This window comes from Erythrobacter neustonensis, assembly GCF_001663175.1.
In the GTDB taxonomy this organism is placed as follows: domain Bacteria; phylum Pseudomonadota; class Alphaproteobacteria; order Sphingomonadales; family Sphingomonadaceae; genus Erythrobacter; species Erythrobacter neustonensis.
The window spans coordinates 2,541,167-2,567,588 of sequence record NZ_CP016033.1; the positions used below are offsets into that span (position 1 = coordinate 2,541,167).

The 26,422-nt window shown below is 63.7% G+C and carries 26 protein-coding genes and 1 tRNA gene; 6 read left to right on the plus strand and 21 right to left on the minus strand.

Going from position 1 to position 26,422, the window contains the following annotated elements:
* Positions 1 to 4: 4 nt before the first annotated feature.
* The 8 genes from nrdR to A9D12_RS11820 form a co-directional block, all read right to left on the minus strand.
* The gene (gene nrdR / locus A9D12_RS11785; RefSeq protein WP_068352050.1) at positions 5 to 466 is read right to left on the minus strand and encodes a transcriptional regulator NrdR; all 462 of its coding nucleotides are present in this window, start codon (positions 464 to 466) and stop codon (positions 5 to 7) included.
* Positions 467 to 475: 9 nt separating this feature from the next.
* The gene (locus A9D12_RS11790) at positions 476 to 682 is read right to left on the minus strand and encodes a hypothetical protein (protein ID WP_068352077.1); all 207 of its coding nucleotides are present in this window, start codon (positions 680 to 682) and stop codon (positions 476 to 478) included.
* A gap of 13 nt (positions 683 to 695) precedes the next feature.
* Positions 696 to 2,021, minus strand: coding sequence for a serine hydroxymethyltransferase (gene glyA, locus A9D12_RS11795; RefSeq protein ID WP_068352079.1), 1,326 nt, complete (start codon positions 2,019 to 2,021; stop codon positions 696 to 698).
* Positions 2,018 to 2,497, minus strand: a complete 480-nt coding sequence (locus tag A9D12_RS11800; RefSeq protein WP_068352082.1) for an RpiB/LacA/LacB family sugar-phosphate isomerase — start codon at positions 2,495 to 2,497, stop codon at positions 2,018 to 2,020. The genes glyA and A9D12_RS11800 overlap by 4 nt, the downstream gene beginning before the upstream one ends.
* Before the next feature lie 67 nt (positions 2,498 to 2,564).
* Positions 2,565 to 3,800, minus strand: a complete 1,236-nt coding sequence (locus A9D12_RS11805) for an SEL1-like repeat protein (RefSeq protein WP_068352084.1) — start codon at positions 3,798 to 3,800, stop codon at positions 2,565 to 2,567.
* Between the two features lie 168 nt (positions 3,801 to 3,968).
* Complete coding sequence (rpoD, locus tag A9D12_RS11810) at positions 3,969 to 5,999, minus strand: RNA polymerase sigma factor RpoD (protein WP_068352086.1); 2,031 nt, start codon at positions 5,997 to 5,999, stop codon at positions 3,969 to 3,971.
* Positions 6,000 to 6,074: 75 nt separating this feature from the next.
* Positions 6,075 to 7,952: a DNA primase gene (gene dnaG / locus A9D12_RS11815; protein ID WP_068352088.1), complete on the minus strand. Its 1,878-nt coding sequence runs from the start codon at positions 7,950 to 7,952 to the stop codon at positions 6,075 to 6,077.
* Positions 7,953 to 8,014: 62 nt separating this feature from the next.
* The gene (locus A9D12_RS11820) at positions 8,015 to 8,470 is read right to left on the minus strand and encodes a GatB/YqeY domain-containing protein (RefSeq protein ID WP_068352090.1); all 456 of its coding nucleotides are present in this window, start codon (positions 8,468 to 8,470) and stop codon (positions 8,015 to 8,017) included.
* A 144-nt stretch (positions 8,471 to 8,614) separates the two neighbouring features.
* On the opposite strand from A9D12_RS11820, the gene carA reads away from it, so the two are divergent.
* The 4 genes from carA to A9D12_RS11840 all read left to right on the plus strand — a co-directional run bounded on the left by carA (position 8,615) and on the right by A9D12_RS11840 (position 14,370).
* On the plus strand, positions 8,615 to 9,796 hold the full coding sequence (gene carA, locus A9D12_RS11825) for a glutamine-hydrolyzing carbamoyl-phosphate synthase small subunit (RefSeq protein WP_068352092.1): 1,182 nt from the start codon (positions 8,615 to 8,617) through the stop codon (positions 9,794 to 9,796).
* A gap of 333 nt (positions 9,797 to 10,129) precedes the next feature.
* Positions 10,130 to 13,456, plus strand: a complete 3,327-nt coding sequence (gene carB, locus A9D12_RS11830; protein ID WP_068352094.1) for a carbamoyl-phosphate synthase large subunit — start codon at positions 10,130 to 10,132, stop codon at positions 13,454 to 13,456.
* Positions 13,457 to 13,572: 116 nt separating this feature from the next.
* The gene (gene greA, locus A9D12_RS11835; RefSeq protein WP_068352096.1) at positions 13,573 to 14,049 is read left to right on the plus strand and encodes a transcription elongation factor GreA; all 477 of its coding nucleotides are present in this window, start codon (positions 13,573 to 13,575) and stop codon (positions 14,047 to 14,049) included.
* A gap of 33 nt (positions 14,050 to 14,082) precedes the next feature.
* Entirely contained in the window at positions 14,083 to 14,370 is a 288-nt protein-coding gene (locus A9D12_RS11840) for a hypothetical protein (protein ID WP_068352098.1), read from the plus strand.
* A 448-nt stretch (positions 14,371 to 14,818) separates the two neighbouring features.
* On the opposite strand, the gene A9D12_RS11845 is transcribed toward A9D12_RS11840, so the two are convergent.
* From A9D12_RS11845 to A9D12_RS11865, 5 genes are all read right to left on the minus strand, one after another.
* Entirely contained in the window at positions 14,819 to 15,049 is a 231-nt protein-coding gene (locus tag A9D12_RS11845) for a DUF4170 domain-containing protein (protein WP_068352100.1), read from the minus strand.
* Positions 15,050 to 15,131: 82 nt separating this feature from the next.
* Positions 15,132 to 15,710 carry a hypothetical protein gene (locus A9D12_RS11850; protein WP_068352102.1) on the minus strand — a complete coding sequence of 193 codons (579 nt, stop codon included), beginning with the start codon at positions 15,708 to 15,710 and terminating at the stop codon, positions 15,132 to 15,134.
* Positions 15,707 to 16,087 (minus strand): hypothetical protein, encoded by a 381-nt coding sequence (locus tag A9D12_RS11855; RefSeq protein ID WP_068352104.1) that lies wholly within the window; start codon positions 16,085 to 16,087, stop codon positions 15,707 to 15,709. The genes A9D12_RS11850 and A9D12_RS11855 overlap by 4 nt, the downstream gene beginning before the upstream one ends.
* The gene (locus tag A9D12_RS11860; protein ID WP_082925549.1) at positions 16,084 to 16,524 is read right to left on the minus strand and encodes a phage holin family protein; all 441 of its coding nucleotides are present in this window, start codon (positions 16,522 to 16,524) and stop codon (positions 16,084 to 16,086) included. Before A9D12_RS11860 ends, A9D12_RS11855 begins: the two co-directional genes overlap by 4 nt.
* Before the next feature lie 23 nt (positions 16,525 to 16,547).
* A complete protein-coding gene (locus A9D12_RS11865) occupies positions 16,548 to 17,192 on the minus strand; it encodes a hypothetical protein (protein WP_082925550.1) in 645 nt (214 codons plus the stop codon).
* 151 nt (positions 17,193 to 17,343) lie between these two features.
* Here A9D12_RS11865 and eno point away from each other — a divergent pair, with 151 nt between their 5' ends.
* A complete protein-coding gene (gene eno, locus A9D12_RS11870; protein WP_068354436.1) occupies positions 17,344 to 18,630 on the plus strand; it encodes a phosphopyruvate hydratase in 1,287 nt (428 codons plus the stop codon).
* Here the strand turns inward: eno and A9D12_RS11875 are convergent.
* Complete coding sequence (locus A9D12_RS11875; protein WP_231889617.1) at positions 18,627 to 19,142, minus strand: MarR family winged helix-turn-helix transcriptional regulator; 516 nt, start codon at positions 19,140 to 19,142, stop codon at positions 18,627 to 18,629. The genes eno and A9D12_RS11875 overlap by 4 nt on opposite strands.
* Positions 19,143 to 19,221: 79 nt before the next feature.
* On the opposite strand from A9D12_RS11875, the gene A9D12_RS14760 reads away from it, so the two are divergent.
* The gene (locus A9D12_RS14760; RefSeq protein ID WP_156522875.1) at positions 19,222 to 19,398 is read left to right on the plus strand and encodes a hypothetical protein; all 177 of its coding nucleotides are present in this window, start codon (positions 19,222 to 19,224) and stop codon (positions 19,396 to 19,398) included.
* A 217-nt stretch (positions 19,399 to 19,615) separates the two neighbouring features.
* Here the strand turns inward: A9D12_RS14760 and ribH are convergent, their stop codons facing one another.
* From ribH to A9D12_RS11910, 7 genes are all read right to left on the minus strand, one after another.
* Positions 19,616 to 20,035, minus strand: coding sequence for a 6,7-dimethyl-8-ribityllumazine synthase (ribH, locus tag A9D12_RS11880; protein WP_068352106.1), 420 nt, complete (start codon positions 20,033 to 20,035; stop codon positions 19,616 to 19,618).
* 7 nt (positions 20,036 to 20,042) lie between these two features.
* A complete protein-coding gene (gene ribB / locus A9D12_RS11885) occupies positions 20,043 to 21,290 on the minus strand; it encodes a 3,4-dihydroxy-2-butanone-4-phosphate synthase (RefSeq protein ID WP_068352108.1) in 1,248 nt (415 codons plus the stop codon).
* A gap of 106 nt (positions 21,291 to 21,396) precedes the next feature.
* A tRNA-Lys gene (locus A9D12_RS11890) sits at positions 21,397 to 21,472 on the minus strand.
* Positions 21,473 to 21,609: 137 nt separating this feature from the next.
* Entirely contained in the window at positions 21,610 to 22,743 is a 1,134-nt protein-coding gene (gene rodA / locus A9D12_RS11895; protein ID WP_068352110.1) for a rod shape-determining protein RodA, read from the minus strand.
* Positions 22,743 to 24,920 (minus strand): penicillin-binding protein 2, encoded by a 2,178-nt coding sequence (mrdA, locus tag A9D12_RS11900; protein WP_068352112.1) that lies wholly within the window; start codon positions 24,918 to 24,920, stop codon positions 22,743 to 22,745. Before mrdA ends, rodA begins: the two co-directional genes overlap by 1 nt.
* Positions 24,920 to 25,477: a rod shape-determining protein MreD gene (locus A9D12_RS11905; RefSeq protein ID WP_231889618.1), complete on the minus strand. Its 558-nt coding sequence runs from the start codon at positions 25,475 to 25,477 to the stop codon at positions 24,920 to 24,922. Before A9D12_RS11905 ends, mrdA begins: the two co-directional genes overlap by 1 nt.
* Complete coding sequence (locus A9D12_RS11910; protein WP_068352114.1) at positions 25,474 to 26,418, minus strand: rod shape-determining protein MreC; 945 nt, start codon at positions 26,416 to 26,418, stop codon at positions 25,474 to 25,476. The genes A9D12_RS11905 and A9D12_RS11910 overlap by 4 nt, the downstream gene beginning before the upstream one ends.
* Positions 26,419 to 26,422 lie beyond the last annotated feature (4 nt).

Sequence of the window (26,422 nt, forward strand, 5' to 3'; positions counted from 1 at the left end):
GTCGTTAATCTTTCGCGGCCTGTTGCACGGTGCTCGCAAATTCCTCGAAATCGCGGGCCTCGGAAAAATCGCGGTAGACGCTGGCAAAGCGGATATAGGCGACGCTGTCGATCTGGCGCAGGCCGTCCATCACCATCCCCCCGATACGCGAGGACGGAACCTCGGCCTCGCCCGAGGTTTCGACCTGACGCTGGATGCCGCTGATCAATTGGTCGAGCCGTTCCTGATCGATCCCGCGCTTGCGCGATGCGAGCGCGATCGATTGTTCGAGCTTCAAGCGATCGAACGGCTCGCGCCGGTCGCCCGACTTCACCACCACGACTTCGCGCAATTGCACGCGCTCGAACGTGGTGAAGCGCGCGCCGCATGACGAACACTGCCGACGCCGCCGGATCGAGGCATTGTCCTCGGTCGGGCGGCTATCTTTTACCTGGGTATCGTCATGGGCACAAAATGGACAACGCATTACACAGGCTTACTTTTTGATCCTCTGATACAGTGCAAAGCCTGCACCGATCGCGAGCCCGATCGGCCACGAGACCACCGGCAATACCGCGCCGGCCACAGCACCGATCGCGGCGCCGGTGAGCACGGGGGCGGTCGAAGGGTGGTTGACCCCTTCCTTTGCCATGCCGGCGACTTCGGTCTTCACGTCTTCGACCCAGTCCTGACGTTCGTTCATCGCAAAAGTCTCCTCACATGCCGGGATAGACAGGGAAGGCCGCACACAGCGTGGCAACGCGCTGGCGCACGCTTTCCTCGATCTGCGCATCGCCCTCGGGGCCGTTTTTGGCAAGGCCATCAACCACTTCGGCAATGAGCTTGCCGATCGTGCGGAACTCCTCGACGCCGAACCCGCGGGTGGTGCCTGCCGGCGTGCCCAGGCGGATCCCGCTGGTCACGAAAGGCGAGCGGGTGTCGTAGGGGATGCCGTTCTTGTTGCAGGTGAGGAAGGCGCGGTCGAGGCCCTTCTCGGCGTCCTTGCCCGTGACGTTCTTGGCGGTGAGGTCGACCAGCATCGAGTGGTTGTCGGTGCCGCCGGAAACGATCCGCAATCCGTTTTCCTCAAGGCTGGCCGCAAGCGCGCGGGCGTTTTCGACGATGCGCCGGGCATAGTCGCGGAACGAGGGATCGAGCGCTTCCTTGAAGGCCACCGCCTTTGCCGCGACGATGTGCATCAGCGGGCCGCCCTGAAGGCCGGGGAAGACCGCCATGTTGAGCGGCTTGGTATACTTCTCGTCATTCCACAGGATGATGCCCGAACGCGGACCGCGCAGGCTCTTGTGGGTGGTCGAGGTGACGATGTCGCAATGAGGGAAGGGCGAAGGGTGCGCGCCGCCTGCGACAAGGCCCGAAATGTGGCTCATATCGCACAGCAGCACTGCGCCCACTTCGTCGGCGATGGCGCGGAAGGCGGGGAAATCCCAAGTGCGCGAATAGGCGGTGCCGCCGCAGATGATGATCTTGGGCTTGGACTCGCGCGCCTTGGCGGCGACTTCGTCCATGTCGATGGTCTCGGTCTCGCGGGCAACGCCATACGACACCACGTTGAACCACTTGCCGCTCATGTTGACCGGCGATCCGTGGGTGAGGTGCCCGCCCGAATTGAGGTCGAGCCCCATGAAGGTGTCGCCCGGATTGAGCAGGGCAAGGAACACCGCCTGGTTCATCTGCGAGCCGGAGTTGGGCTGCACATTGGCAAAATTGCATCCGAACAATTGCTTGGCGCGTTCGATTGCCAGCGTTTCGACAACGTCGGCATAGTCGCAGCCGCCGTAGTAGCGCTTGCCCGGATAGCCCTCGGCATACTTGTTGGTGAAGACGCTGCCGGCTGCTTCGAGCACCGCACGGCTCGCGATGTTCTCGGACGCGATCAGCTCGATCTTGTCGCGCTGGCGGGCGAGTTCCTTGCCGATCGCGGCCGCGATTTCCGGGTCGGCGTGGGCAAGGTCATCCTTCCAGAACCCATCCATCGAATGGGCGGCGGTGCGGGCGGCGAAGTCTACGGGCGCGGTGCTCATTGGTGGGTCTCGATATGGTCGGGAGAGAAGGGCGGCTTGCCGAGCTTGCCGACGCGGCGCTGGTGGCGGCCGGCCGGATCGCCGGCATCGGCGAATTCGGTGTCGAGGAACGTGGCGATGCAGGATTTGGCCATCTCGATCCCTACGAGACGCGCGCCCATTGCGATGCAATTGGCATCATTATGTTCGCGCGCCAGCGCAGCGGAGAGCGGCTCGCTGACCAGGGCACAGCGCACCTGCGGATGGCGGTTGACGCTGATCGAGATGCCGATGCCCGACCCGCACAGGGCGACGCCGAATTCGACCGTGCCTTCCGCGATGATCTCGGCGAGACGAAACCCGTAATCGGGATAATCGACGCTCTGCCCGGGTTCGGGGCCGAGGTCGGCGACCTCGTGCCCTTCCTCGATGAGCCATTCGGCAAGCTCGGCCTTCAGGTCGACGGCCGCGTGATCGGAAGCAATGGCGATGCGCATGGCAGCCCCATAGTCGCATGGGCATAGATTCTCCACCCCTTAAGGGTGTGCTTTTCGTGCTGCTCCGTTAGGTTCCACCGCTCAGGAAAGCGCGTGCTTCGCCATGGGCATCATCGGTGTTGTAAATATCGTCAGTGCGGACGAGCGCGCGCCGGTAGAGATTTGCGGCCTCAGCCCGATCGGCAGCGGACGTTGCGGGATTGGCTTTGGCCCGCTCAAGATGATTTCTGGCAGCGGCGGTGCAGAATTCGGCCAAGGTGTAATGTCCCCGCAGGCAGATATGATCGAAGGCCGTGATCACGGCTGAACCATTCTCGCTTGTCAGCGGACCGGCGATTTTGAGCAATTCGATGCACGACGAATCGATCCCGCCAACACAGGCACGCATGTCGGTCCGGAAAATTTCGTCAGGATCAAATTGCCGCCCGGCGCGCGGGCGCCGCATCAGATCGGCCAACTCGTCGCAGGTTCCCAGCAGGAGATTGCACGCCGCCTCCATGAAAGAAAACCGGCGATCCCACCCTGCTTGTCCCTGGTCCATCTTTTGCGCGATCGATGCAGCGCGAAGGCAGCCGCCTGCCACGCCCCCCGAACAAGCCTGCTGCGCAAGCTCGGCAAGATAGGACGCTTCGTTCTCGCCGCGCTCTTCAACAATCCATTCGGCAAGCTTTTCACAGGAGCCGATCACACCATTGCGGCATTCGGTTTCGAACGCGGGTTCGACCGCAGCGGTCATCCGGTTGGCGAGGTCTTCATCGTAGGTGGCGGTACCGGGCTTGTTCACCAACTGTGCGCCTCGCGCACAGGAAAGCCCGTAATTCAACTCAAAACAGGATTTGCTGTAAAACTGGATTGCGCGCGCCTTGTCGGATGCTGAGCTTCCAGCAGCCAGCAACTCGGCAAGGCTGTGGCATGCCGCAAAAGCACGCTGATCGCACTTTGTCTGGTAAATTTCTGATGCCTTGACCTTCAGGGCTTTGGCTTTTGTTTCGGCGTCAGGAGGGGAATCGACCTGATCGATGAAAGCGGCGAGGTATTCGCATCCCGCGCCCGAGCCCAGTTCGCACGCCTTTTGGAAAGCCGCGGTTGCTTTAACCATATCAACCATGCGGCCCATGCCGCGATATTCGGCAAAGCCGATAGCCAGACAAGCATCAGCGATCTTCGCATCGCACGCCTCATCGGCGTTGCGCATTTTATCGGCGGACACAACGACACCTGTCGGCAACAGCACCTGACTGGCTGCCGGCGCCGAAAGCAGTAAAAACAAGCCGATCACGGCCAATTGTTGGCAGATGCGCATCAATCCCCCCTACGGTACGCTCAGGCACTTACGAAGGCCAAGGGGCGCTGGTCAACCGTACCGGGCAGGCAACGCGCGCACGGATTGATGGGCGACCCCGAATACGGAAAGGCAGCCTGAGGGAATATGAGGCATGAAAAACCCCGCCGCAGCGGGGTCTTCCGGGGGTTACTGGTCGAGGAAGCTGCGCATCTTGCGGCTACGGCTCGGATGCTTGAGCTTGCGAAGCGCCTTGGCTTCGATCTGCCGGATACGTTCGCGGGTCACCGAGAACTGCTGGCCGACTTCTTCGAGCGTGTGATCGGTGTTCATCCCGATGCCGAAGCGCATCCGGAGCACGCGTTCCTCGCGCGGGGTGAGGCTGGCGAGCACGCGGGTGACGGTTTCCTTGAGGTTCGCCTGAATCGCGGCATCCACCGGGATGATCGCGTTCTTGTCCTCGATGAAATCGCCGAGGTGGCTGTCTTCCTCGTCCCCGATCGGGGTTTCGAGGGAGATCGGCTCTTTGGCGATCTTCATCACCTTGCGCACCTTTTCGAGCGGCATGGAAAGCCGCGCGGCCATTTCCTCCGGGGTCGGCTCGCGGCCTTCCTCGTGGAGGAACTGGCGCGAAGTGCGCACCAGCTTGTTGATCGTCTCGATCATGTGGACCGGGATGCGGATGGTGCGCGCCTGATCGGCAATCGAGCGGGTGATCGCCTGCCGGATCCACCACGTCGCATAGGTGCTGAATTTATAACCGCGGCGGTATTCGAACTTGTCGACCGCCTTCATCAGGCCGATGTTGCCTTCCTGAATAAGATCAAGGAATTGCAATCCGCGGTTGGTGTACTTCTTGGCGATCGAGATCACCAGACGCAGGTTCGCCTCGACCATTTCCTTCTTGGCGATGCGCGCCTCGCGCTCGCCCTTCTGGACCATGTTGACGATGCGGCGGAACTCGGGAAGGCTCATGCCCGTCTGCGCGGCAATATCGGCGATTTCGCTGCGGATGCGCTCGACCGGCTCTTCCTCGCGCTCGGCAAAGGCGGCCCACTTCTTGTCCTTCTTGGCGCGCTCCTTGATCCAGCTGTCGTCCATTTCGTTGCCCATGTAGGCCGAAAGGAAATCGACGCGCTTGACCTTGTGACGCTCCGCCAGACGCAGCATCTGCCCGCCCAGCGTGGTCAGCCGGCGGTTGTAGGCATAGAGGTTGTCGACCAGGAATTCGATCTTGGTCGCGTGGAACTGGACGCTTTCGACCTCGGCGGTGAGCTCTTCGCGCAGCGCCTCGTATTTGGCTTCCTTGGCCGCCGGGAAGGCATTGCCCGCGGCAAGCGTATCGACCCGTTCGTTCTGCAGCTTCTCGAAGGCGAGGAACAGCGTCGTGATCCGCGCAAACGTCTCGAGCGCCTCGGGCTTCAGCTGCGCTTCCATCTGCGCAAGCGAGAGGGTGTTGTCTTCCTCCTCTTCCTCTTCGCGCTTGGGGCGGCCTTCGCCATCCTCGTCGTCCTCGCCATCCGCGTCGGGCTCGTCCTTGACGTCGTCGTCTTCACGGATCGTCGGGCCGGCGGTGGCTTCGGAGATTTCGTCGTCGTCGTCATCCTCGGCGCCTTCGGCCAACTTGTCGGCCGGGGGTTCCTTGGAGAGCATCGCATCGAGATCGAGAATCTCGCGCAGCTGCATGTCGCCGTTATTGAGCGCTTCGGACCACTGGATGATCGCGTGGAAGGTGATCGGGCTTTCGCACAGCCCCATGATCATCATGTCGCGGCCCGCTTCGATCCGCTTGGCGATGGCGATTTCGCCTTCGCGGCTGAGCAGTTCGACCGCGCCCATTTCGCGCAGGTACATGCGCACCGGATCGTCGGTGCGCTCGCCGGTAGCCATCTTCTTGTTGGCCGCGCGCGCATCCTTGGGCGCTTTCTTGCCATCGTCATCGTCGTCGTCATCGTCGTCGGCGACGGTGTCTTCGCTTTCGCCTTCCTCGCGGTCCTCGGCTTCGGCCTCGGCGTCCTCGTCGCTCTCGACGATCTGGACACCCATTTCCGACAGCGCGGTCTGGATATCCTCGATCTGGTCGGGGCTCATCTCGCCCGAAGGCAGCGCCTCGTTGAGCTCGTCATAGGTGACGTAGCCGCGCTTCTTCGCCTTGCTGATCAGCTTCTTGATCGAAGCTTCATTCAGGTCGATCAGCGGAGCGTCTTCCTTCTCGGCCATATGTCTCGTGTCTATCCGTTGCCGGGCGAACCGCCGATCCGGGGCGGCCGCCTGTTGATCCCATGTCTTGTCCGCCTAGGCGGTCTCATCACCCGTGTGGCCTGCGCCCGCCTTGCGGCGACCGAAGACCTTGAGGCGTTCTTCCACTGCCATGAGCTGTGTGCGCAGCCTGGTCTGCTCGGCAAACGATCCTTCGGGATCGCTGTCGAAACGCGCTATCGTGGCCGCAAGCGCAGCCTCAAGTGCCGGCCTTTCGACCAACAGCGACACAGCTTCAGCCAGTTCCTCACACGCAGCGTCGGGATCGGTGCCTTCATCGAGAAAGGCGTATCGGATGTCTGCCGACGGGGCAGGTTGGCTTCGCGTTGCGCTGCATATGGCGACAGGCCCGTGCGAATCAAGCGTTTCTGCAACTTCGAACAGCGATTCGATCGTATCGGCTGCTTCGGGCCGGATTCGCGCCAGCGCCGAGAGTGGTTCGGTGTGGCGCCTGATCTGGCTCGGATAGCGCGCCAATCCGGCGAGAACCGCGCTCAGCAAGCTGTCCCGCTGGCCGCCGCCCATGAGGGCGCCAAGCCGTGCGCGCGCCTCGTCCGACAGGCCGGGCAGGGCGGGGGGAGCGCCCTTCCACGCTCCGCGCTGCTGTCCGTTGCGCTGGCCGGGGGCGGGGGCAGCGCGCGGCGCACGCGGCGGATAGGCAAATTCCGAAAACTGGTCGGAGAGTTCGCGCCGGTAGAGGCTTTTGATCTCGGGGTCGGCGATGGTTTCGACATGCGCCATCAACCGCGCCTTGAGACCCGCCTTGGCCTCGGGCGTGGCGAGCGGCTGCGCATCGCGTTCGAACTCCCACAGCGTGTCGATCAGGCTGGACGGGGCCGCGAGCAGCTTTTCCATCGCGCCCTTGCCCTGCGCCTTGATCAGATCATCGGGATCGAGGCCCGCGGGCAGCCGCACGATGCCGAGCGAGCGCATCGGCGCGAGCAGCGGCAGCGCGCGCGTGATTGCGCGCATCGCCGCGCGCTGGCCGGCCGCATCGCCATCGAAACACAAGACCGGCACCTCGACCATCCGCCACAGCAATTCGAGCTGCATTTCAGTGAGCGCGGTGCCCAGCGGCGCAACCGCATCGGCGATCCCTTCATTGGCGAGCGCGATCACGTCCATATAGCCTTCGACCACGACCACACGGCCCGACTGGCGCGCAGCCGGCGCGGCGCGGTGCAGGTTGTAGAGCGTGCGCCCCTTGTCGAAGAGTTCGGTATCGGGCGAATTGAGATACTTCGCAACGCCATCCCGCTTGTCGAGGATGCGCCCGCCGAAGGCGATCACGCGGCCCCGCGCATCCTGGATCGGCAGCATCACGCGGCCCCGGAACCGGTCGTAACGCTCGCCTTTCTCGTTGGCGGCGCGCATCCCTGCGCCTTCGAGCATATCCTCGCCGAATTGCGGCAGCGCCTTGGGGAGCGCCTGCCGGTCGTCTGGTGCCCAGCCGAAGCCGAATTCGCGCATCACCGCAGCGGAAAATCCGCGCCGCGTAAGATATTCACGCGCCGCGCCGCCGCCCGGCCCGCCTAGTGCTTCGACAAAGAACCGCTGCGCCGCCTCGGTCACATCGATCAGGCTGGCGCGAGCCTCGGCGCGTTTGGCCATTCCCGGATCGGGGGCGGGGACTTCCATCCCGGCAATACCGGCCAGTTCCTTGACCGCGTCCATGAATTGCAGACCCTGTTGGTCGACCATCCATGAAATCGCATCGCCATGCGCGCCGCAGCCGAAGCAATGGTAGAACTGTTTCTGGTCGTTGACGTAGAAACTCGGCGTCTTTTCCTCGTGGAACGGGCAGCACCCCTTCCACTCGCGCCCCGCACGGGTCAGCTTGACGCTGCGCTGGACGAGCGAAGACAGCGTGATCCGCGCACGCAGCTCGTCCTTCCATTGCGGGGTTATCGCCATATGCGGTTAGGTGCGCCCGAACCCGCAAAGGTTCAAGCGCGCCCTGTGGACGGGCCTGTGACTTACGAAAGCGCCGCCTTCACCAGACCGCTGGCCAGCTTCCCGTCGAGCACCGCGCCGTGGCGGGTGCGTAATTCGCCCATCACCGCGCCCATGTCCTTCATCGTGGACGCGCCGAGATCTGCCTTGATCGCCTCGATCGCGGCGCGGGTGGCGTCCTCGTCCATCATCTGCGGCAAGAATTCCTCGATCACCGCAAGCTCGGCCTTTTCCTTGTCGGCCAGCTCCTGCCGCCCGCCGGTTTCGTACATCTCGATCGATTCGCGGCGCTGCTTGGCCATTTTTTGCAGCACGCTCGTCACCAGCACATCATCGTCCGTGGCGGGCGCGGCGGCGGTGCGTTCCTCGATATCGCGGTCCTTGATCTTGGCGCTGATCTGGCGGAGCGCGGCGGTGCGGTCCTTTTCGCCGGCCTTCATGGCGGTGATGGTGGCAGCCTTGATATCGTCGCGGATCATGGGGTCTTTCCTGTGGAACGGGGGTTGTTGCCGCGCCCCTAACGCAAATATCCGCGCAAGCCTAGGTTGACGCGGGCGGCGCAGAAGCTTAGCGGGCGAAACTTAGCAACATCGCTGGCAACACCCCCAACGGAGCGCCCCCCTATGGCCGACCCCGCATCTTTTCGCGCGCAACCTTCAGGGGCAACGGGCTGTCTTGTCCTGGCTGACGGGACGGTGATCTGGGGCCGCGGTTTCGGCGCGGTTGGCGCTAATGTTGGCGAAGTGTGCTTCAATACCGCGATGACCGGCTATCAGGAGGTGATGACTGATCCTTCCTACGCTGCGCAGATCGTCACCTTCACTTTCCCGCATATCGGCAATGTCGGGGCGAACGGCGAGGATGTTGAAAGCCGCGTCGAGGGCGCGGTGGGCTGCATCGTGCGTGAGGACGTGACCGAGCCTTCGAACTTCCGATCGGCCGAACGCTTCGTCGAATGGATGACCCGCAACGGCAAGATCGGGCTCGCCGGCGTCGACACCCGCGCGCTGACCCGCCGCATCCGCATGCTTGGCGCGCCCAATGCGGTGATCGCCCATGCGCCCGACGGGGTGTTCGACCTCGACGCGCTGATTGAGCGTGCAGCAGGCTGGCCGGGGCTCGAAGGCATGGACCTCGCGGTGCGCGTCACCCGCGACAAGCACGAAGGCTGGGAAGGCGGCTACTGGACATTGGGCAAAGGCTATGGCCGCGCGGCCTTCGATGCCAAGCCGCATGTCGTTGCGATCGACTATGGTTCGAAGGACAACATCTTCCGCAATCTGGTTCGCGCAGGCGCGCGGGTGACGGTGGTGCCGGCCAAGACCTCGTTCGACGAAGTGATGGCGCTCAAGCCCGATGGCGTGTTCCTTAGCAACGGCCCCGGCGATCCGGCGGCGACCGGTGAATATGCCGTGCCGGTAATCAAGGCGCTGTTGGACGCCGATGTGCCGCTGTTCGGCATCTGCCTTGGCCACCAATTGCTCGCGCTGGCCGCAGGCGCGAAGACGATCAAGATGCACCAGGGCCACCGCGGCGCGAACCATCCGGTGCAGCGTGTCGGTGAAGGCTGGGGGGAGACGTCGGGCCTCGTCGAGATCACCTCGATGAACCACGGCTTCGCGGTGGACGCGGCGACCTTGCCGGAGAATGTCGAGCAGACCCATGTCAGCCTGTTCGACGGGACGAATTGCGGCATCGCGATCAAGGGCAAGCGGGCGTTTGCGGTGCAATATCACCCCGAGGCGTCGCCCGGGCCGCAGGATAGCTTCTATCTGTTCGAGAAGTTCGTCGGGGGGCTGGGGTGAGCGCATGACACGCTGGCAATTCGGCTCCCGGGGATCACTGACTCATTTGCGGAGGGATTTTCGCAAGTCGGGAAAGCGGAGCTTCACGCCGCCGATTTATAGTGGGCGTTACTTTAAGAAGGCTGGCCTTGGTCGCATCGTGAAGCTGTACGGTATGACAGTTGAGATTCACACCAATCGCCTAGTCAAGGTGGTGCTTCCAAATGGATTGAGTGCGGACCGAGCCTCGAGATTTGCGGAACACATACTCCGTTGGCAAACCAAAACGCCGCTCCGCCGTGTTGCAGTAAAAATTCTGCGTAGTGATCGCTCAAGAAACAGGTTCGGCTTCTAATGCCCAAAAGAACAGACATTTCCTCGATCCTCGTCATTGGCGCTGGCCCGATCATCATCGGCCAGGCGTGCGAGTTCGATTACTCCGGCACGCAGGCGATCAAGGCGTTGAAGGAGGAGGGCTACCGCGTCATCCTCGTCAACTCCAACCCCGCGACGATCATGACCGATCCGGAGTTTGCCGACGCCACCTATATCGAGCCGATCACGCCCGATATCGTCGCCAAGATCATCGCCAAGGAACGGCCCGATGCGCTGCTCCCCACGATGGGCGGGCAGACCGCGCTGAACTGCGCGCTGAAGCTCGACGAGATGGGCGTGCTTGCCGAATACGGGGTCGAGATGATCGGCGCCAAGGCCGACGCGATCGACAAGGCGGAAAACCGCCAGCGGTTTCGCGATGCGATGACCAGCATCGGGCTTGAATCCGCACGCTCGGGCGTGGCCAATACGGTCGATGAAGCCTTTGCGATCCTTGAACGCACCGGCCTTCCGAGCATCATCCGCCCCAGCTTCACCTTGGGCGGGACGGGCGGGGGGATCGCCTACAACAAGGCCGAGTTCGAAAAGATCGTCAAGGAAGGCCTCGACGCCTCGCCCACCACCGAAGTCCTGATCGAGGAATCGCTTCTCGGGTGGAAAGAGTTCGAGATGGAGGTGGTGCGCGACCGCAAGGACAACGCGATCATCATCTGCGCGATCGAGAACGTCGATCCGATGGGCGTTCACACCGGCGACAGCATCACCGTCGCCCCGGCGCTGACGCTGACCGACAAGGAATACCAGATCATGCGCAACGCGAGCATCGCTTGCCTGCGCGAAATCGGTGTGGAAACAGGTGGTTCCAACGTCCAGTTCGCGGTCAATCCCAAGGACGGCCGCCTGATCGTGATCGAGATGAACCCGCGCGTGTCGCGCTCTTCGGCGCTGGCATCCAAGGCCACCGGCTTCCCCATCGCGCGCGTCGCGGCGAAGCTTGCCGTCGGCTACACGCTCGACGAGCTGACCAACGAAATCACCGGCGCGACGCCAGCGAGTTTCGAGCCGACGATCGATTACGTCGTCACCAAGATCCCGCGCTTCGCCTTCGAAAAGTTCAAGGGCGCCGCGACCGACCTCTCGACCGCGATGAAGAGCGTCGGCGAAGTCATGGCAATCGGGCGCAATTTCGCCGAATCGATGCAGAAGGCGCTGCGCGGTCTCGAAACCGGATTGGATGGCTTCAACCGCGTGCCCGAGCTCGAAGGGGCAGGGCGCGAAGTCATCACCGCCGCCCTGTCGCGCCGCACGCCCGACCGGTTGCTGAAAGTCGGTCAGGCGTTCCGCGAAGGCATGACCGTGGAAGAAATCGCCGCGGTCACCTTCTACGATCCATGGTTCCTGCGCCATATCGAAGCGATCATCGCAGCAGAGGCCGAAGTGCAGACCAACGGCCTGCCGAGCGATGCTGCACTGCTGCGCCGGCTCAAGTCGATGGGCTTTTCGGATAAGCGCCTTGCCACGCTCGCGGTGCGTTCGGTCGGGGTGGCGGGCGGTCTGGGCGAAACCCAGGCGAAGCGGTCCGGGCTGCTCCACGATGCGCTTCAGGCGATGGCAGGCGCGACCAGCGCGGACGAGGTGCGCCGCCTGCGCCAGAAGCTCGGCGTGAACCCGGTGTTCAAGCGGATCGACAGCTGCGCCGCCGAATTCGAGGCGGTTACGCCCTATATGTATTCGACCTACGAGGCCCCGACTTTCGGCGAGCCCGAATGCGAAGCCATGCCATCCGATCGCAAGAAGATCGTCATTCTCGGCGGCGGGCCGAACCGGATCGGGCAGGGGATCGAATTCGACTATTGCTGCGTCCACGCCTGCTTCGCGCTTGCCGAGCAAGAGTTCGAGACCATCATGGTCAACTGCAACCCCGAGACGGTCTCGACCGATTACGACACCTCGGACCGGCTTTATTTCGAGCCGCTGACCGATGAGGACGTGCTCGAAATCCTGCGCGTCGAACAATCGCGGGGCGAGCTGGTGGGCGTGATCGTCCAGTTCGGCGGGCAGACCCCGCTGAAGCTCGCGCAGGCGCTGGAGGATGCGGGCATTCCGATCCTCGGCACTTCGCCCGATGCGATCGATCTTGCCGAAGACCGCGAACGCTTTGCCAAGCTGGTGAGCAAGCTCAAGCTGCGTCAGCCCGACAACGGCATCGCGCGCAGCCGCGACGAGGCCGCGGCGGTCGCCGCACGGATCGGCTATCCCGTGCTGCTGCGCCCCTCCTACGTGCTGGGCGGCCGCGCGATGGAGATCGTCGACAGCGAAGCGCAGCTCGACAATTACATCGCCACCGCGGTGAACGTGTCGGGCGATAGTCCGGTGCTGATCGACCAGTATCTGCGCGATGCGATCGAATGCGATGTCGATGCGCTTTGCGATGGCACCGAGGTGCGGATTGCAGGCGTGATGCAGCACATCGAGGAGGCTGGCGTCCACTCGGGCGACAGCGCCTGCACGCTGCCGCCTTACAGCCTGCCGCCCGAAATCATCGCCGAGATGGAGCGTCAGGCCGAAGCGCTTGCGCATGCGCTGGGCGTGAAGGGCCTGATGAACATCCAGTTCGCGGTGAAGGATGGCGAGGTCTACCTGATCGAGGTCAACCCACGCGCCAGCCGCACCGTGCCCTTCGTCGCCAAGGCGATCGGTCAGCCGGTGGCCAAGATCGCCGCGCGCGTCATGGCGGGCGAGCCGCTGGCAAACTTCCCCGCGTTCCGGCGCGATCTGCCCTACATGGCAGTCAAGGAAGCAGTGTTCCCGTTTGCGCGCTTCCCCGGCGCGGACCCCGTGCTCAGCCCCGAAATGAAATCGACCGGCGAGGTGATGGGGATCGACGCGACCTTCGAGTCCGCGTTCCTCAAATCGCAGCTCGGCGCAGGCATGGTGCCCCCGCAATCGGGCACGGTTTTCGTCAGCGTCAAGAACACCGACAAGGCGGTGATCCTGCCCGGCGTGCGCCAGTTGATCGACCACGGCTTCCGCGTGATCGCGACCGGCGGCACGCAAAGCTACCTCGCCGAGCAAGGGCTTGCGGTCGAACGCGTCAACAAGGTCGCCGAAGGCCAGCCGCATATCGTCGACAAGATCATCGACGGCGACATCGCGCTGATCTTCAACACCACCGAAGGCTGGCAGTCGCTCGAAGACAGCAAATCGATCCGTCAGGCCGCGCTTGCGGGCAAGGTGCCCTATTACACCACCGCCACCGCATCGGTCGCCGCGGCGATGGCGATTTCGGCGATCCGGCCCGATCAGCTTGAAGTCCGCAGTCTGCAGGACTATTATGGGGTTTGATTGAACTTCCCCCCGAAATCGAGCGTGTCTGACGTCGAGCCATCTGGACGGCGATAGAAACGCTCTTTCGCTTTTCGGGGCCGGGGGTGCAGCAGGGCAATAGAAAGACAAGAAAGATGGCGACGATGGAAAAGGTGCCGATGCTGGCCGAAGGTTACGAGCGGCTGACCGCCGACCTCAAGGCCTTGCGCGACGAACGCCCGAAGATCGTCGAGGCGATCGAGGAAGCGCGCGCGCACGGCGATTTGTCGGAAAACGCCGAATATCACGCCGCCAAGGAACGCCAGGGCCAGGTCGAAGCGATGATCGGCGAGATCGAGAGCATGGTCAGCCGCGCGCAGATCATCGATCCGACCACGCTGTCGGGTGACAAGATCATCTTCGGCGCGACCGTGACGCTGCTCGACGAAGACGACAAGCCGGTGCGTTACCAGATCGTCGGCCAGACCGAAGCCGATGCCAACAAGGGCCGGATCAGCTATTCCTCGCCGATCGCGCGCGCGATGATCGGCAAGCAGGTCGGCGACGAGATCGAAGTGACCGTCCCGTCGGGCGAGAAGTTCTACCTCGTCGACAAGATCGAATTCATCTGACGCAACGCATCTGCGCGCGCACGGGGAAAGCACATGGCGGGTGTTCCGCATCGCCCGGCCGCCGAGCGCAGGCTGGCGCGGCACTTTGTCGCTGCCAGCGCGGTCAGCATGGCCGATGCCATCGCCTATACCTGCGCGTCCGCGGCTGAGGACCGTGCCTTTGCGCGGCTCAAGGGCGCCGATGTGCTGTGCACCGACGGGCAGGGCAGGTGGTGGCTCGATGAAGCGCAGTGGCGGCAGCGGCGCTCCCACCGCCGCACGCGCGCGGTGCTAGCGCTGATCGCGTTTGGCGCAGTCGCGGCAGCGGCGGCCTTGCGCTGATCCTAGTGGGGTTTCGGGGCGGCTTTGACCCTGTCCAGACCCCCTTCAAGCGCGTTTCGCCCCCGTTTCGGCCCTGCCGAAGGCGATGTTTCATGTGAAACATTCGCTCAGCATCTTCTCCAGCGCCCAACGGCGGAGCGGGATCTCGCGGCGCCCGGGCGCAATCGCGAAACCGCGGCGCGCAATCCGCGCACAGCCCGCGGCAGAATGCTGGTCGGCCCAGCCAACCGGCTTGGGCAAACCACCACGCGACCTTGGCACGTGGATAGATCGTCACCGCCGCATCGCTTCCGGCACGCGTGAACATTCGGTCGGATGAAAACCGTTCCGGTCAGGCGACCGGCTCGGTAGGCGCGCGATCCCGTGCCGCGGACTTACGCGAGCAGCAAAGGTTCAAACGCAGGTGTTTGGGTATCGCGCAAAGGGCGGCTCATGACCGCCACCGCGCTCAATCCTCAGGCGTGAGCAGCTTGTGGATCGGCACGACCACGTATTTCATTTCGGCATCGTCGACGGTGCGATGCGCCTGTGCGCGCCAGGCATCGACGGCGGCTTCGTAGCAGCTGAATACGCCGACGACATGGAGGCTTTCGGGATCCTGGAATTCGATTCCGCGCGGATCGGTAACACGGCCTCCCATCACGAGGTGGAGGCGCTGGGTGGGGGTGGTTTCTGCCATGATAATTGCCCTTGGGGAGGAAGGATGCGCGCGCCCTAAATGCGCGCATCCTCAAGAGCAAGCCTTCGTGCGCAGGTAGGTATCAGACCCCGGCCTTGCGGCGCAGATCGTTGATTGCGTCTGCGGCAGCACCCTGGGCTTTGCGCGCAAATGCACGCGTGCCATCGGCTGCCGAACCTGCTGCGTGCGAGGCATCCTTCGACAGGCGCCGGGCTTTGGCGCTGGCCGCATCGCCCAGATCGCCTGCCTTGCTGCGGCCTTCTTCGGCGGCGTCGATCACATCATCGATCAGCGCCATCGCATAGGTCATCACCGACTTGCTCACCAGACTGCGCAGTCGCGAAGGCCGGTGTCCGGTCAAAGACTTGACCGACGACGACGCACTCGACTTGGCGCTAGCAAAGGCTCCGCTCGCGGTGTGCAGCGCCTTTGACGCGGCCCTGCGGCCGGGCCGGCTTGCGAGACCCACTGCCGCGCCGACGACAACCGCGGCACCGACCACCTTCAGCGGATTTTCGCGGGTATAAGTCACGGCCGCATCAGCCGCGGAGCGTGCCTGATCGGCCAGCGTGCGATCGGCGTTGCGGCGCTCGGACGCCTCGATCCGCGCGCGCAGCGCATCCCGCTTGTCGGTGGCCGGTGCGGGGGTAATGTCGGTCATGGGGTATCTCCTTCAGGCGCGCCGTGTGCAGCGTCATCGCCTGTCATGTCATCGGTTTTGGCGGGCGTGTCCGGCCCTGCCAGTTCATCGAGCCAATCGAATATCGGTGCGCGCAGGAACCACAGGATGACGGCCGCAATAATCACGCCGAGCACACCCTTGCGCTCGCCAGCCTGTGCGCTGGCTTGCGCCCACACATCGCTGGCACCGGTTTTCACACGGCTCGAAATGCGGCTCGCGACGCCCGAGGAGACACGCGAAGCGATGCCTTCCTCGGCGAGGCTTCCGCGCAGCACCGTCACGTCCTCGGTCAGCACAGCGCGGGCCGCATCGCGCAGCGCGCGGTCTTCGAGATAACGGTCGGGCAGCCGGGTCATCGCGCATCTCCCGATCCGAACATGGCCGAAAGCACGCGGCCATCATGCATCGCGCGCCGGATCAGAACGGCAACGCCGACCAGCAAAACGCCGACCACGATCGCAATCGCCCCCCAGATGGTGACGAGCGGAGCCAAGGCGATCACCGCGCCGACCGCAAGTGCAATAAGCGCGATATGCAACAGCACTAGGGCAACAACCACGAGCCCAAGCGCGCGAGCGCCGTGCTTTCCGGCAAGGCTCGCCCGGGTTTTCTGAAAAGCGATCTCTGCTTCGGCATAAGTTCGCGCGTCTTCCACCAGCGCGCCCACTTCAGCGCGAAGGTCGGAAAAGCCCGAGGTGCCATCCTGCGGGTCAGCCGGACCCGGCATTGCTGCCGGGTCGACCAAACCAGGATCGGACACCCGCGCGTCTGCGCCGGGTTCGATATTTTGCATAATTTCGCCTTTCAGGCGCGGATTCAGCTGCGGTTACCGCGGAACATGCGAGCGACGAGGAAGCCGACAACCGCCGCGAGGCCAACGGCGACGCCGGGGCTCTTGCGGATCATCTCGCGCGCTTCATCGCTCAATTCATCGACGCTCTTGGCATCGAGCTTGGCCGAGGTTTCCTGAAGCACGCGCGATGCCTTGCGGGCATAGTCGCCATATTGCTCGCCGAGCTTCTCGTCGATCTGCGGAGCCGTATCACCAACGACCTTGCCCAGCGACGCGATTGCATCGGTGGTGACCTTCTTGCCTTCGACAGCCAGTTCGCCGGCCTTGCCGCGTGCCTGCTCGCCGTAATTCTTCGCTTCGCCGAGCAGATCGTTGCTCTTGGCCTTTGCCTGCCCGCTGGCGTTGCTGAAGCGGTTTTCCGCTTCGGTGCGCAGCGCCATCGCGCCAGCCTTGGCTTCTTCAAGCGCGGCATTAAAACGAGTTTTGGCCTCGGCGACCTGCGGGCTGGTGGGCGCGGAGCCGATCGCGGGTGCATCGGATGCACCGGAGGTGAGCGGAACCGCTGGCACCGGCGTGACCGAGACATCGGCAACGCCGCCATTGGCGGGGGTGAAAACCGTGGTGTCGGCCTTGGTCGAGCCTGCGCCGGGGTTTGTTTCGTTTGCCATTATCTTACTCTCTTCAACGGGGTGTAGGTATAGATGGTCAAGCGTGCTTGCGCGGTAATGTTCCACCGCATAGGACCAAACCACACAGTCCGTGCGACAGATGGCGCGCGTGCTGCCTGCAATTTACAACACAATCCTGCCGGAGCCAAACATGACCGCGATCATCGACATTCACGGCCGCGAAATTCTCGACAGCCGTGGCAATCCGACCGTTGAAGTCGATGTATTGCTCGACGACGGCAGCTTCGGCCGCGCAGCGGTGCCATCGGGCGCATCGACCGGCGCGCACGAAGCGGTCGAACTGCGCGACGGGGATGCCGCGCGCTATCTTGGCAAGGGCGTGCTGAAAGCGGTCGAAGCCGTCAACACCGAGATCCGCGATCTGTTGATCGACAACTTCGATGCCGAGGACCAGCGCGACGTGGACCTTGCGCTGATCGCGCTCGACGATACGCCGAACAAGGCGCGGCTTGGGGCCAACGCGATCCTCGGCACGTCGCTGGCGGTCGCGAAGGCCGCGGCCAATGCGCGCGGGCTCCCGCTTTACTCCTACCTTGGCGGCGTGTCGGCGCACGTTCTGCCGGTGCCGATGATGAACATCATCAACGGCGGCGAACACGCCGACAATCCGATCGACATCCAGGAATTCATGATCATGCCGGTCGGCGCGGATTCGCTCGCCGAAGCCGTGCGCTGGGGCGCTGAGGTGTTCCACACCTTGAAGAAGGGTCTGGCCCAGAAAGGTCTGGCGACATCGGTTGGCGATGAAGGCGGGTTTGCGCCCAATCTTGCCAGCACTCGCGCCGCGCTTGATTTCATCATGGAAAGCGTTGCCAAGGCAGGGTTCACGCCGGGCGAGGACATCGTGCTTGCGCTCGATTGCGCCGCGACCGAGTTCTTCAAGAATGGCCGTTACGAAATCAGCGGCGAAGGCATCAGCCTCACCCCGCATGAAATGGCGGATTATCTCGCCAAGCTGTGCGACGATTATCCGATCCGCTCGATCGAGGATGGCATGAGCGAGGATGATTTCGAAGGTTGGGGCGCGCTGACCGGCCTGCTGGGCAACAAGGTGCAACTGGTTGGCGACGATCTGTTCGTCACCAATCCTGCGCGCCTGTCGGACGGGATCGGCCGGGGCCTTGCCAACTCGCTGCTGGTCAAGGTCAACCAGATCGGCACGCTGACCGAAACGCTTGCTGCGGTCGATATGGCACACCGCGCGCGTTACACCTGCGTGATGAGCCACCGCTCGGGCGAGACCGAGGATGCCACCATTGCCGATCTGGCTGTGGCGACCAACTGCGGTCAGATCAAGACGGGCAGCCTCGCGCGGTCGGACCGGCTTGCGAAATACAACCAGCTGATCCGCATCGAGGAAGAGCTTGGCGACAGCGCGGCCTTCGCCGGGCGCGGGTGTTTCGGCGGGCGGGCTTAATCGACGCAATCGAAAAAGCGATCCATCGCCGCTTGTCCGGCAGGCGTCAGCCTGACCAGCACGCGGCGATGGTCGTCGGCATCGGCTTCGCGCACCACCAGGCCTTCGTCCGCCAGCACGCCCAGCCAGCGCAGGCCGGTGGTGGACGGCGCAGCCGATCCGATGCACGCGCTCGACACCGAAACCTGCTTGCCTTCGCCATGGGCGATGTAAAGATCGAGCAGGATATCCCACGCCGGCTCCCCGAACAGATCGGGATTGCCGAAAATGGCGGCGCGTTTGCGGCGTAGCGTGTAGGCCTGCCGCGCGAGAGCCAGGTGGCTGCGATGGTTGCGGGTGGGGCGGGAGGCAGCGATTGTCCCGGCGGGCTTTTCATCCACCAGATTGCCTACGCCCGCCTCACCGCGAAGCCTGAGCGCAATCGCCATCAGTTCGTCTGCCAGCGGATGAAAGGGCGAAGCGGCATCAGGCAAGCTTTCGCTGCCGATCTGATGCTCCGCCTCGCGTTTCATCTTGCCCATCGCCTTGCCCAAAAGAGTGATCCGGCTACCCCCAACCGGCCATGTCTCTGCATTTCATAGGCACGCCAAAATGATCTGGCTTTACGTGGGAATACGCAGTCGGTTATTTTTCCGTCGCAAACCCATTGGCTTGCGCGCCGCGTCGCGCCTGGTCGAGCCGCAATTGCTGGATCGCGGCATCGATGTGTGCAGCGGCAATATGGGCCCCGATCCGATCCAGAACGGCGAGCTGGGATTCCAGGTCTGACAGGATTTGCTGCAAGTCCCGGTCGCGGGGGAGTGCAGAACCGACATTTTCCAAGGCGAGATTTCCACGATAATCCAAGAGGGACTGCTAACCCGCGCGACCAACGGGGGACAGCAGAAGCTGGTCGGATATCGCGTTAATGGCTTATGGAAATCTACAGAGGGAAACTACGTAGTGGCGGGCGCGCTCCATAACGGCACGCCCGCACCGCGGTGTGTCAACCGAACCGTTCCTGCAAGGACAGCAGTGCGAGCGCGGCCTTGGCCGCTTCACCGCCCTTGTCCTTTTGCGCAGGGTCCGCGCGCACCAGCGCCTGTTCTTCGTTTTCGACGGTCAGAATGCCATTACCGATCGCAATGCCATCCATCGTCAAGGCCATGATTGCGCGCGCGCTTTCGCCTGCGACGATCTCGAAGTGGTAGGTTTCGCCGCGGATCACGACACCGATCGCCACATAGGCATCGTAAAGCTCCGCCTCTGCCGCCAGTGAAATCGCGCCGGGAATTTCAAGCGCGCCGGGCACGGTGAGCACTTCGACCGTATGGCCATGCGCCTCAAGCTCGGCGCGCGCGCCCGCGACCAGCATGTCGTTAAGATGGGCATAGAAGCGCGCTTCGACGATAAGGATACGGGCCATGGGTCAATTACTCCGGAATGGGGTGGAAGTCGGTGATGGTCAGGCCATAGCCTTCGAGCGCGACCAGATCGGGGCGGCTGTTCGACAGCAGCACCATATCCTTCACGCCAAGGTCGACGAGGATTTGCGAGCCGATCCCGATGTTGCGCTGCTCCTCGCTGGCCGACCAGGTTCCGGTGCCTACCCGCCCGGTGAGTATCACGATAACACCCGATCCATGCGTGCCGATCGCCTGCATCGCGCGCTGCAGCGTGCGCTTGCGCGCGCCCGGTGCGCCGAGCACATCGTCGAACACCGAAATCGGGTGAACCCGGGCGAGGGTGGGCTGGCCGGGGACGACATGCCCTTTCTGGAGGACATAGGCTTCGCTGCCCGCAACACGGTCACGATAGGTGATCATCCGCCACTGGCCGCCGTAGTCGGAGGTGAACGCACTCTCGGACAACCGCTCGACCAGATGATCGTTGCGCATCCGGTAAGCGATCAGATCGCGGATCGTGCCGATCTTGAGGTTGTGCTTGCGGGCAAAGCTGATGAGGTCGTCGAGCCGGGCCATTGTCCCGTCCTCGTTCATGATTTCGCAGATCACGCCCGAGGGGTTGAGCCCGGCAAGCCGCGAGATATCGACCGCGGCTTCGGTATGGCCTGCGCGCACAAGCGTTCCGCCATCGCGCGCGGTGAGCGGGAAGACGTGTCCGGGTGTGACGATGTCATCCGCGCCCTTTGCCGCATCGATCGCGACCGAGATCGTGCGCGCGCGGTCTGCTGCCGAAATCCCGGTGGTCACGCCTTCCTTCGCTTCGATCGAGATCGTGAAGGCGGTCTGCATCGATTCCTTGTTGTTGCGGCTCATCGGCTGCAGGCCAAGATGATCGACACGCTCCTTGGTCAGCGCAAGGCAGATCAGGCCGCGGCCGTGCATCGCCATGAAGTTGATCGCCTGAGGGGTCGCCATCTGCGCCGGAATGATCAGATCGCCCTCGTTCTCGCGGTCTTCGTCATCGACCAGAATGTACATCCGGCCATTGCGCGCTTCGTCGATGATCTCCTCGATCGTGGCGAGGACCGGGCGTCCGTCATTGGCATCGAGAAAGGTTTCAAGCTTGGCAAGCGTATCGGCCGTCGGGTTCCAGCTATCCTCGCCGCAATCGCGCAAGGTATTGGCGTGCAGACCGGCAGCGCGGGCAAGCCCCGCACGTGTCATGACACCGGAGATGACGAGATCGCGGACGCGTGTGATGGTCGATGTGCTCATAGCACCTAAGTATCACATCGCAATGTGAATGCAATCCGGCGAGAGATAACAAATGTGACACTCTCCCTGAGAGAGAGTGGTGATATCCGATGTAGAGGAAGGGGGGTGGTGGACGCACTAGGGCTCGAACCTAGGACCCGCTGATTAAGAGTCAGCTGCTCTACCAACTGAGCTATGCGTCCATTCCGTCAAATTCCCCAAGGATGGGGCCGCCGGAAACACCGATCAGGAGGGCCGGAGCCGCGCCTTGATTCGCGTGAGGCGCTGCATTTAGCGCGTCCTGATTCGATGGCAAGACGTTAATTACACTTCGGCGAATTTAAATTGCCAGGCCGCGGCGCGGCGCCTCGCGGTTCCAGCGGTTGACCATCATCAGCAGGCCGATGCAGATCATGTTCGTCATCATCGACGAACCGCCATGGCTCATCCACGGCAGCGGGATGCCCTTGGCCGGTGCCATGCCCATCACCATCAGCAGATTGATTGCGATATAGAAGAAGATCGTCGCCGTCGCGCCGGCAGCCAGCAGCGCGCAGAAGCGGTCATGGCTTTCGCTGGCAACCTTCCAGCCCCAGCGCAGGATCAGCGTGTACATCGCCAGCACGAAAATCCCGCCGACAAAGCCCCATTCTTCGGCCATCGTCGCGAACACGAAATCGGTGTGTGGTTCGGGCAGGTAATTGAGGTGGCTCTGGGTGCCGTTATTAAAGCCCTTGCCGAAGATCCCGCCCGATCCGATCGCGATCTTGGATTGCGCGATGTGGTAACCTGCGCCCAGCGGGTCGTTCTCGGGATCGAGGAAGGTGGTAACGCGCGCACGCTGGTAATCGTGGAGCGCGAAGAAATAAATCAGCGGCAGGGCGGCGATCCCGAGCCCCCCTGCGGTCAGGAACCACCACAGCGGCAGTCCGCTCAGAAACATGACGACAACGCCGCCAAACGCGATGGCAACCGATGTGCCAAGGTCGGGCTGCATCAGCACCAGCCCGATCGGCAAGGCAATCAGCATCCCCGACGGCACGACCGAACGCCACGACCCGATCATCCCCGACGGCAAGGTTTCGTAAAACCGCGCCATCGCCAGCACGACGGCAGGCTTCATCAGCTCCGATGGCTGAATGCGGATCGGGCCGAATTCGAGCCAGCGCTGGCTTCCCCCGCCGACCTGTCCCACCACTTCGACCGCGAGCAGCAAAAGCAGCACCGCCGTATAGGCCGGATAGGTCAGGAGCCGCACCGCATCGCGGGGCAAGGAGGCGATGATCGCGGTCATTACCGAAAAAACACCGAACCGGACAAAATGCGACAGCGCAAAGGGCTGCATCGCCCCGCCGCCTGCCGAATAAAGCACCAGCCCGCCAAAAGCGGTCAGCAGGACCAGCGGGATGAGCATCTCCCAAGGCTGGCGCGCGATAGGTTCCGGCACGATGCCGCGTGCGCCCAAGCTGTTCATTACAGACCCTCCGGCGCTGCGGGCGGGGCCGCAGGGGCAGAGGCTGGCGTTGAAGCGGAACCGGCAGCCGCCGCGCCGTTTGTCGGAACGGGGGTCGCGCCTGCTGCTGCCGCGCCGCCGGGAGGCGTGCCCGATGGGTTGGCTTCGGGGCGCGGTGCAATCGCTTCGCCGGCAATCGCATCGGTCTGTGCCGCTGCACGGCGGGCCTCGGCCTCGACTCGGTCGAAGATTTCCTCCTCGCGGCGCGGCGGGCGGTTGACGGTTGCCCCGCGTTCGGCCGCATAGGCGGCATAGCGCCGTTCGAGCCGCTGCTGGGCGGTTCCGCCCCATTCGGCCTCGAGCCCGGCGAGCGCTTCCAGTCCCTTGGCCGGATCGAACATGAAGGTCATGACATCGCGCGCGATCGGATAGGCCGCGCCCGACCCGCCCCCGTGCTCGATCACGACAGCCCCGGCATAGCGCGGATTGTCGTAAGGCGCGAAGAAGATGAACAGGCCATGGTCGCGGTATTTCCAAGGACCCGACTTGCCGTTCGATTTCGACAGCGAGACGACCTGCGCGGTGCCAGTCTTGCCGGCCATCAGCGTGCCGTCGATCGGCAGCCGCGCGCGGCCCGCCGTGCCGGGGCCGTTGACCACATCGCTCATCGCCTGCCGGACATAGGAGACCTGTTCAGCGGGAAAATCGATCTTGTCGAACCCCTTCGGCTGCGTATCGAGCGTCAGACGCGGCATTACGTGCTTGCCCGTGGCAAGGCGCGAAGCCATCACCGCCAGCTGCAACGGGCTTGAAAGCATGTAGCCTTGCCCGATGGTCGCATTCACCGTGTCAAAGGCCTGCCATTCGCGGCCCCACTTCTTCATTTTCCAGGCGGGGTCGGGAACGGTGCCGAAAAACTGGCTGGTGACGGGCAGCGGGAATTCCTGCCCCATCCCGCAACGCCGCGCCATGTCGGCGATGGGCTGGATTCCGGTGCGCTGCGCCATCGCATAGAAATAGACGTCGCAGCTCTGGTAGATCGCCTTGGCCATGTTGGTGGGCCCGTGACCGCGCCGGTTCCAGCATCCGAACACGCGGTTGCCCACACGCAGACCGCCGCCGCAATACACGGTCTCATCGGGATCGACCCCGGCCTGCATCAGCGCCATCGACACCATCGGCTTGACCGTGGAGCCGGGTGGATAAAGCCCTTTCAAAACCTTGTTGCGCAGCGGAACGCGTTCGTCGTCGCGCAGCATCGCGTATTCGACGCCGCCGATCCCGTCCGAGAAGGAGTTGGGATCGAAGCTGGGCATCGAGGCCATGCAGAGCAGATCGCCCGAATGGCAATCCATCACCACCACCGACCCGCTTTCAAGGCCGATCCGCCGGGCAGCGTAATCCTGCAACGGCCCGTCAATCGTGAGGCGAATTGGATTGCCCTGCACGTCCTCGCGGGTTTCAAGATCGCGGACGATCCGCCCGCCAGCGGTCACTTCCACGCGCCGCGCACCCGGAACACCGCGCAGGTTCTTCTCGAACTGCTTTTCCAGCCCGTCCTTGCCGATCTTGTAGCCCGGCGTGATCAGCAGCGGGTTCGGATCTTTTTCGTATTCCTCGGCCGAGGCAGGACCGACATAGCCGATGAGGTGACCCACGCTCGAAGCGGTGGGGTAGAACCGCGAAAAACCACGCTGCGGCACCACGCCGGGCAAATCCGGCAAACGCACGCTCAGCGCGGCGAATTGCTCGTAACGCAGACCGCTGGCAACCTCGACCGGCTGAAACCCGCGCGCGCTGGCGACCTTGTCCTTGATGTCGGCGATCCGCGCAGGTTCAAGCGAGAGCAGCGCGCCCAATTGGTCGATCGTCGCCGTGGCATCGACCAGACGCTCGGGGATCAGATCGACGCGGAAGTCGGCCCGGTTCGATGCCAGCGGCGCGCCGTGCCGGTCGAGGATCCACCCGCGGCGCGGCGGCACCAGCGTCAGGTTGACCCGGTTGCTCTCGGATTCGAGCCGGTATTTCTCGTTCTCGGCTACCGACAGATAGCCGAGCCGTAGCGCCAGCAGCGCGCCGATGCCGCCCTGAACCGCGCCAATGATTACCGCCCGGCGTTCGAAGGTGTCGCGCAGGATCGATGCGCTGATCATCCGCGAGGGTTTCTGCGGGCCTTTGCGAAGGAAGGGCAACTTCATCAGCCGAGTTTCCGCGATCGAGACAGCCGAAACCGGTCGAACCCTGCCACCATCCGCGCCACGAAGGGATAGAGCAGAACCGCAAAAACGGCTTGCGGTGCAGCGACGATGAACAGTTCGGGGGTTAGCTGCGCACCGGAGACGACCAGCGTCAAAAACCAGTAAGACAGCGAAATCACGCTGGCGGTGAACCAGTCCTGCCAGAAGCCGCGCCAAGGAAACTTGGTTTCAACGGCCTCGATCGCCAGCATCGCCAGCGACCACAACAGCACCGCGCTCCCGAAAGGCTGTCCGCTGAACAGATCGTCGAACGCGCCGAGCGGCGCTCCCGCCCACAGCGGCAGCAGACCGGGGCGGACCATGCGCCATGCCAGCAGCACCAGCAGGCCGACCGAAGGCAGCAGCGGCATCGTGTCGGCGATCAGCAGCACCGGCAGCATCGATCCCAGCATGATCGATGCATAGGGCACAAGGCGCACACGCAACGGATCAGCCGCGCGATTGATCCGCGGGCCGTAGATGTCCGAGCGGGCACGGGGATCGAACCGCTCCATCATTCCTCCGCGGGCGAAGAGGCGGGCGCGGCGCTGGCAGGGGAGGGCGCGGGCGTGGGCGAAGCGGCCGGGGTCTCCGCCGCTTCGAGTTCGGCCAAGGCCTGCGCTTCGTAAACCGGCATGACCGAGACGTAATTCGTGGCCGCGGGTTCTGCGACCAGTTGCCCGATGCCGCCATCGGGGGTCAGCTTGGTAATCACCGCAACCGCAACATCCGGGCGATAATAGCCGCCGGCCCCGCTGGTCACCATCAGGTCGCCCACCTTGAGCGGATTGACGCCGAGGTTGACGAGCCGGATGCGCAGCAGGCCGTCACCGCGTCCTTCTGCGAACGCGATCACATTGTCCTTCGCCCGGCGGACGGGCAGCACGCTTTCGCTGTCGGTGAGCAACAACACGCGGGCGGAGCTGCGGCCGGCTTCCAGAACGCGGCCGATCACGCCGCGTTCGGATATGACCGGCATCCCCGGCCGCACCCCGCGCGACGAGCCGGCGCTGATATAGGCGTGCCGCCGTGCGCTGGTCGCGGTGGAACCGACCAGACGCGCAAAGGCGACCGGCTTGTTCTCTGCATCACGCAGCCCGAGCAGCCCTTTCAGGCGGCGGTTTTCCGCCCTGACCGCGTCGGCTTCGGCCAGACGGATGCGGGCCAGCCCGTTTTCGCGGCGCAATTCGGCGTTCTGCGCGCCTGCGCTGAGGTAGCCTGCAACCGTCGCAATCAGGCCCTTGCTCTGCTCGCGCGCAGCAGCGGTGCCCGAACCCACGGGCGCAATCGCATCGCTAGCCACCCCGCGCACCGGCGCAAAGGCATCCGGCTGCCACAACGACAGCGTAAGCAGGCCAAGCCCGGCCACAGCGCCGCCCGCGGCCACGAGGTAGCCGGTAAACCGCGAATATTGCGCTTTCTTCGAGAAGCCCGTGCGGCGCGAAGAGGGGGGCGCCATGGCT

Bases quoted from the DNA above. Each gene is read 5' to 3' on its own strand.
- nrdR (WP_068352050.1), bottom strand. From the start codon at position 466: ATGCGTTGTCCATTTTGTGCCCATGACGATACCCAGGTAAAAGATAGC.
- A9D12_RS11790 (WP_068352077.1), bottom strand. From the start codon at position 682: ATGAACGAACGTCAGGACTGGGTCGAAGACGTGAAGACCGAAGTCGCC.
- glyA (WP_068352079.1), bottom strand. From the start codon at position 2,021: ATGAGCACCGCGCCCGTAGACTTCGCCGCCCGCACCGCCGCCCATTCG.
- A9D12_RS11800 (WP_068352082.1), bottom strand. From the start codon at position 2,497: ATGCGCATCGCCATTGCTTCCGATCACGCGGCCGTCGACCTGAAGGCC.
- A9D12_RS11805 (WP_068352084.1), bottom strand. From the start codon at position 3,800: ATGCGCATCTGCCAACAATTGGCCGTGATCGGCTTGTTTTTACTGCTT.
- rpoD (WP_068352086.1), bottom strand. From the start codon at position 5,999: ATGGCCGAGAAGGAAGACGCTCCGCTGATCGACCTGAATGAAGCTTCG.
- dnaG (WP_068352088.1), bottom strand. From the start codon at position 7,952: ATGGCGATAACCCCGCAATGGAAGGACGAGCTGCGTGCGCGGATCACG.
- A9D12_RS11820 (WP_068352090.1), bottom strand. From the start codon at position 8,470: ATGATCCGCGACGATATCAAGGCTGCCACCATCACCGCCATGAAGGCC.
- carA (WP_068352092.1), top strand. From the start codon at position 8,615: ATGGCCGACCCCGCATCTTTTCGCGCGCAACCTTCAGGGGCAACGGGC.
- carB (WP_068352094.1), top strand. From the start codon at position 10,130: ATGCCCAAAAGAACAGACATTTCCTCGATCCTCGTCATTGGCGCTGGC.
- greA (WP_068352096.1), top strand. From the start codon at position 13,573: ATGGCGACGATGGAAAAGGTGCCGATGCTGGCCGAAGGTTACGAGCGG.
- A9D12_RS11840 (WP_068352098.1), top strand. From the start codon at position 14,083: ATGGCGGGTGTTCCGCATCGCCCGGCCGCCGAGCGCAGGCTGGCGCGG.
- A9D12_RS11845 (WP_068352100.1), bottom strand. From the start codon at position 15,049: ATGGCAGAAACCACCCCCACCCAGCGCCTCCACCTCGTGATGGGAGGC.
- A9D12_RS11850 (WP_068352102.1), bottom strand. From the start codon at position 15,710: ATGACCGACATTACCCCCGCACCGGCCACCGACAAGCGGGATGCGCTG.
- A9D12_RS11855 (WP_068352104.1), bottom strand. From the start codon at position 16,087: ATGACCCGGCTGCCCGACCGTTATCTCGAAGACCGCGCGCTGCGCGAT.
- A9D12_RS11860 (WP_082925549.1), bottom strand. From the start codon at position 16,524: ATGCAAAATATCGAACCCGGCGCAGACGCGCGGGTGTCCGATCCTGGT.
- A9D12_RS11865 (WP_082925550.1), bottom strand. From the start codon at position 17,192: ATGGCAAACGAAACAAACCCCGGCGCAGGCTCGACCAAGGCCGACACC.
- eno (WP_068354436.1), top strand. From the start codon at position 17,344: ATGACCGCGATCATCGACATTCACGGCCGCGAAATTCTCGACAGCCGT.
- A9D12_RS11875 (WP_231889617.1), bottom strand. From the start codon at position 19,142: ATGAAACGCGAGGCGGAGCATCAGATCGGCAGCGAAAGCTTGCCTGAT.
- A9D12_RS14760 (WP_156522875.1), top strand. From the start codon at position 19,222: ATGATCTGGCTTTACGTGGGAATACGCAGTCGGTTATTTTTCCGTCGC.
- ribH (WP_068352106.1), bottom strand. From the start codon at position 20,035: ATGGCCCGTATCCTTATCGTCGAAGCGCGCTTCTATGCCCATCTTAAC.
- ribB (WP_068352108.1), bottom strand. From the start codon at position 21,290: ATGAGCACATCGACCATCACACGCGTCCGCGATCTCGTCATCTCCGGT.
- rodA (WP_068352110.1), bottom strand. From the start codon at position 22,743: ATGAACAGCTTGGGCGCACGCGGCATCGTGCCGGAACCTATCGCGCGC.
- mrdA (WP_068352112.1), bottom strand. From the start codon at position 24,920: ATGAAGTTGCCCTTCCTTCGCAAAGGCCCGCAGAAACCCTCGCGGATG.
- A9D12_RS11905 (WP_231889618.1), bottom strand. From the start codon at position 25,477: ATGATGGAGCGGTTCGATCCCCGTGCCCGCTCGGACATCTACGGCCCG.
- A9D12_RS11910 (WP_068352114.1), bottom strand. From the start codon at position 26,418: ATGGCGCCCCCCTCTTCGCGCCGCACGGGCTTCTCGAAGAAAGCGCAA.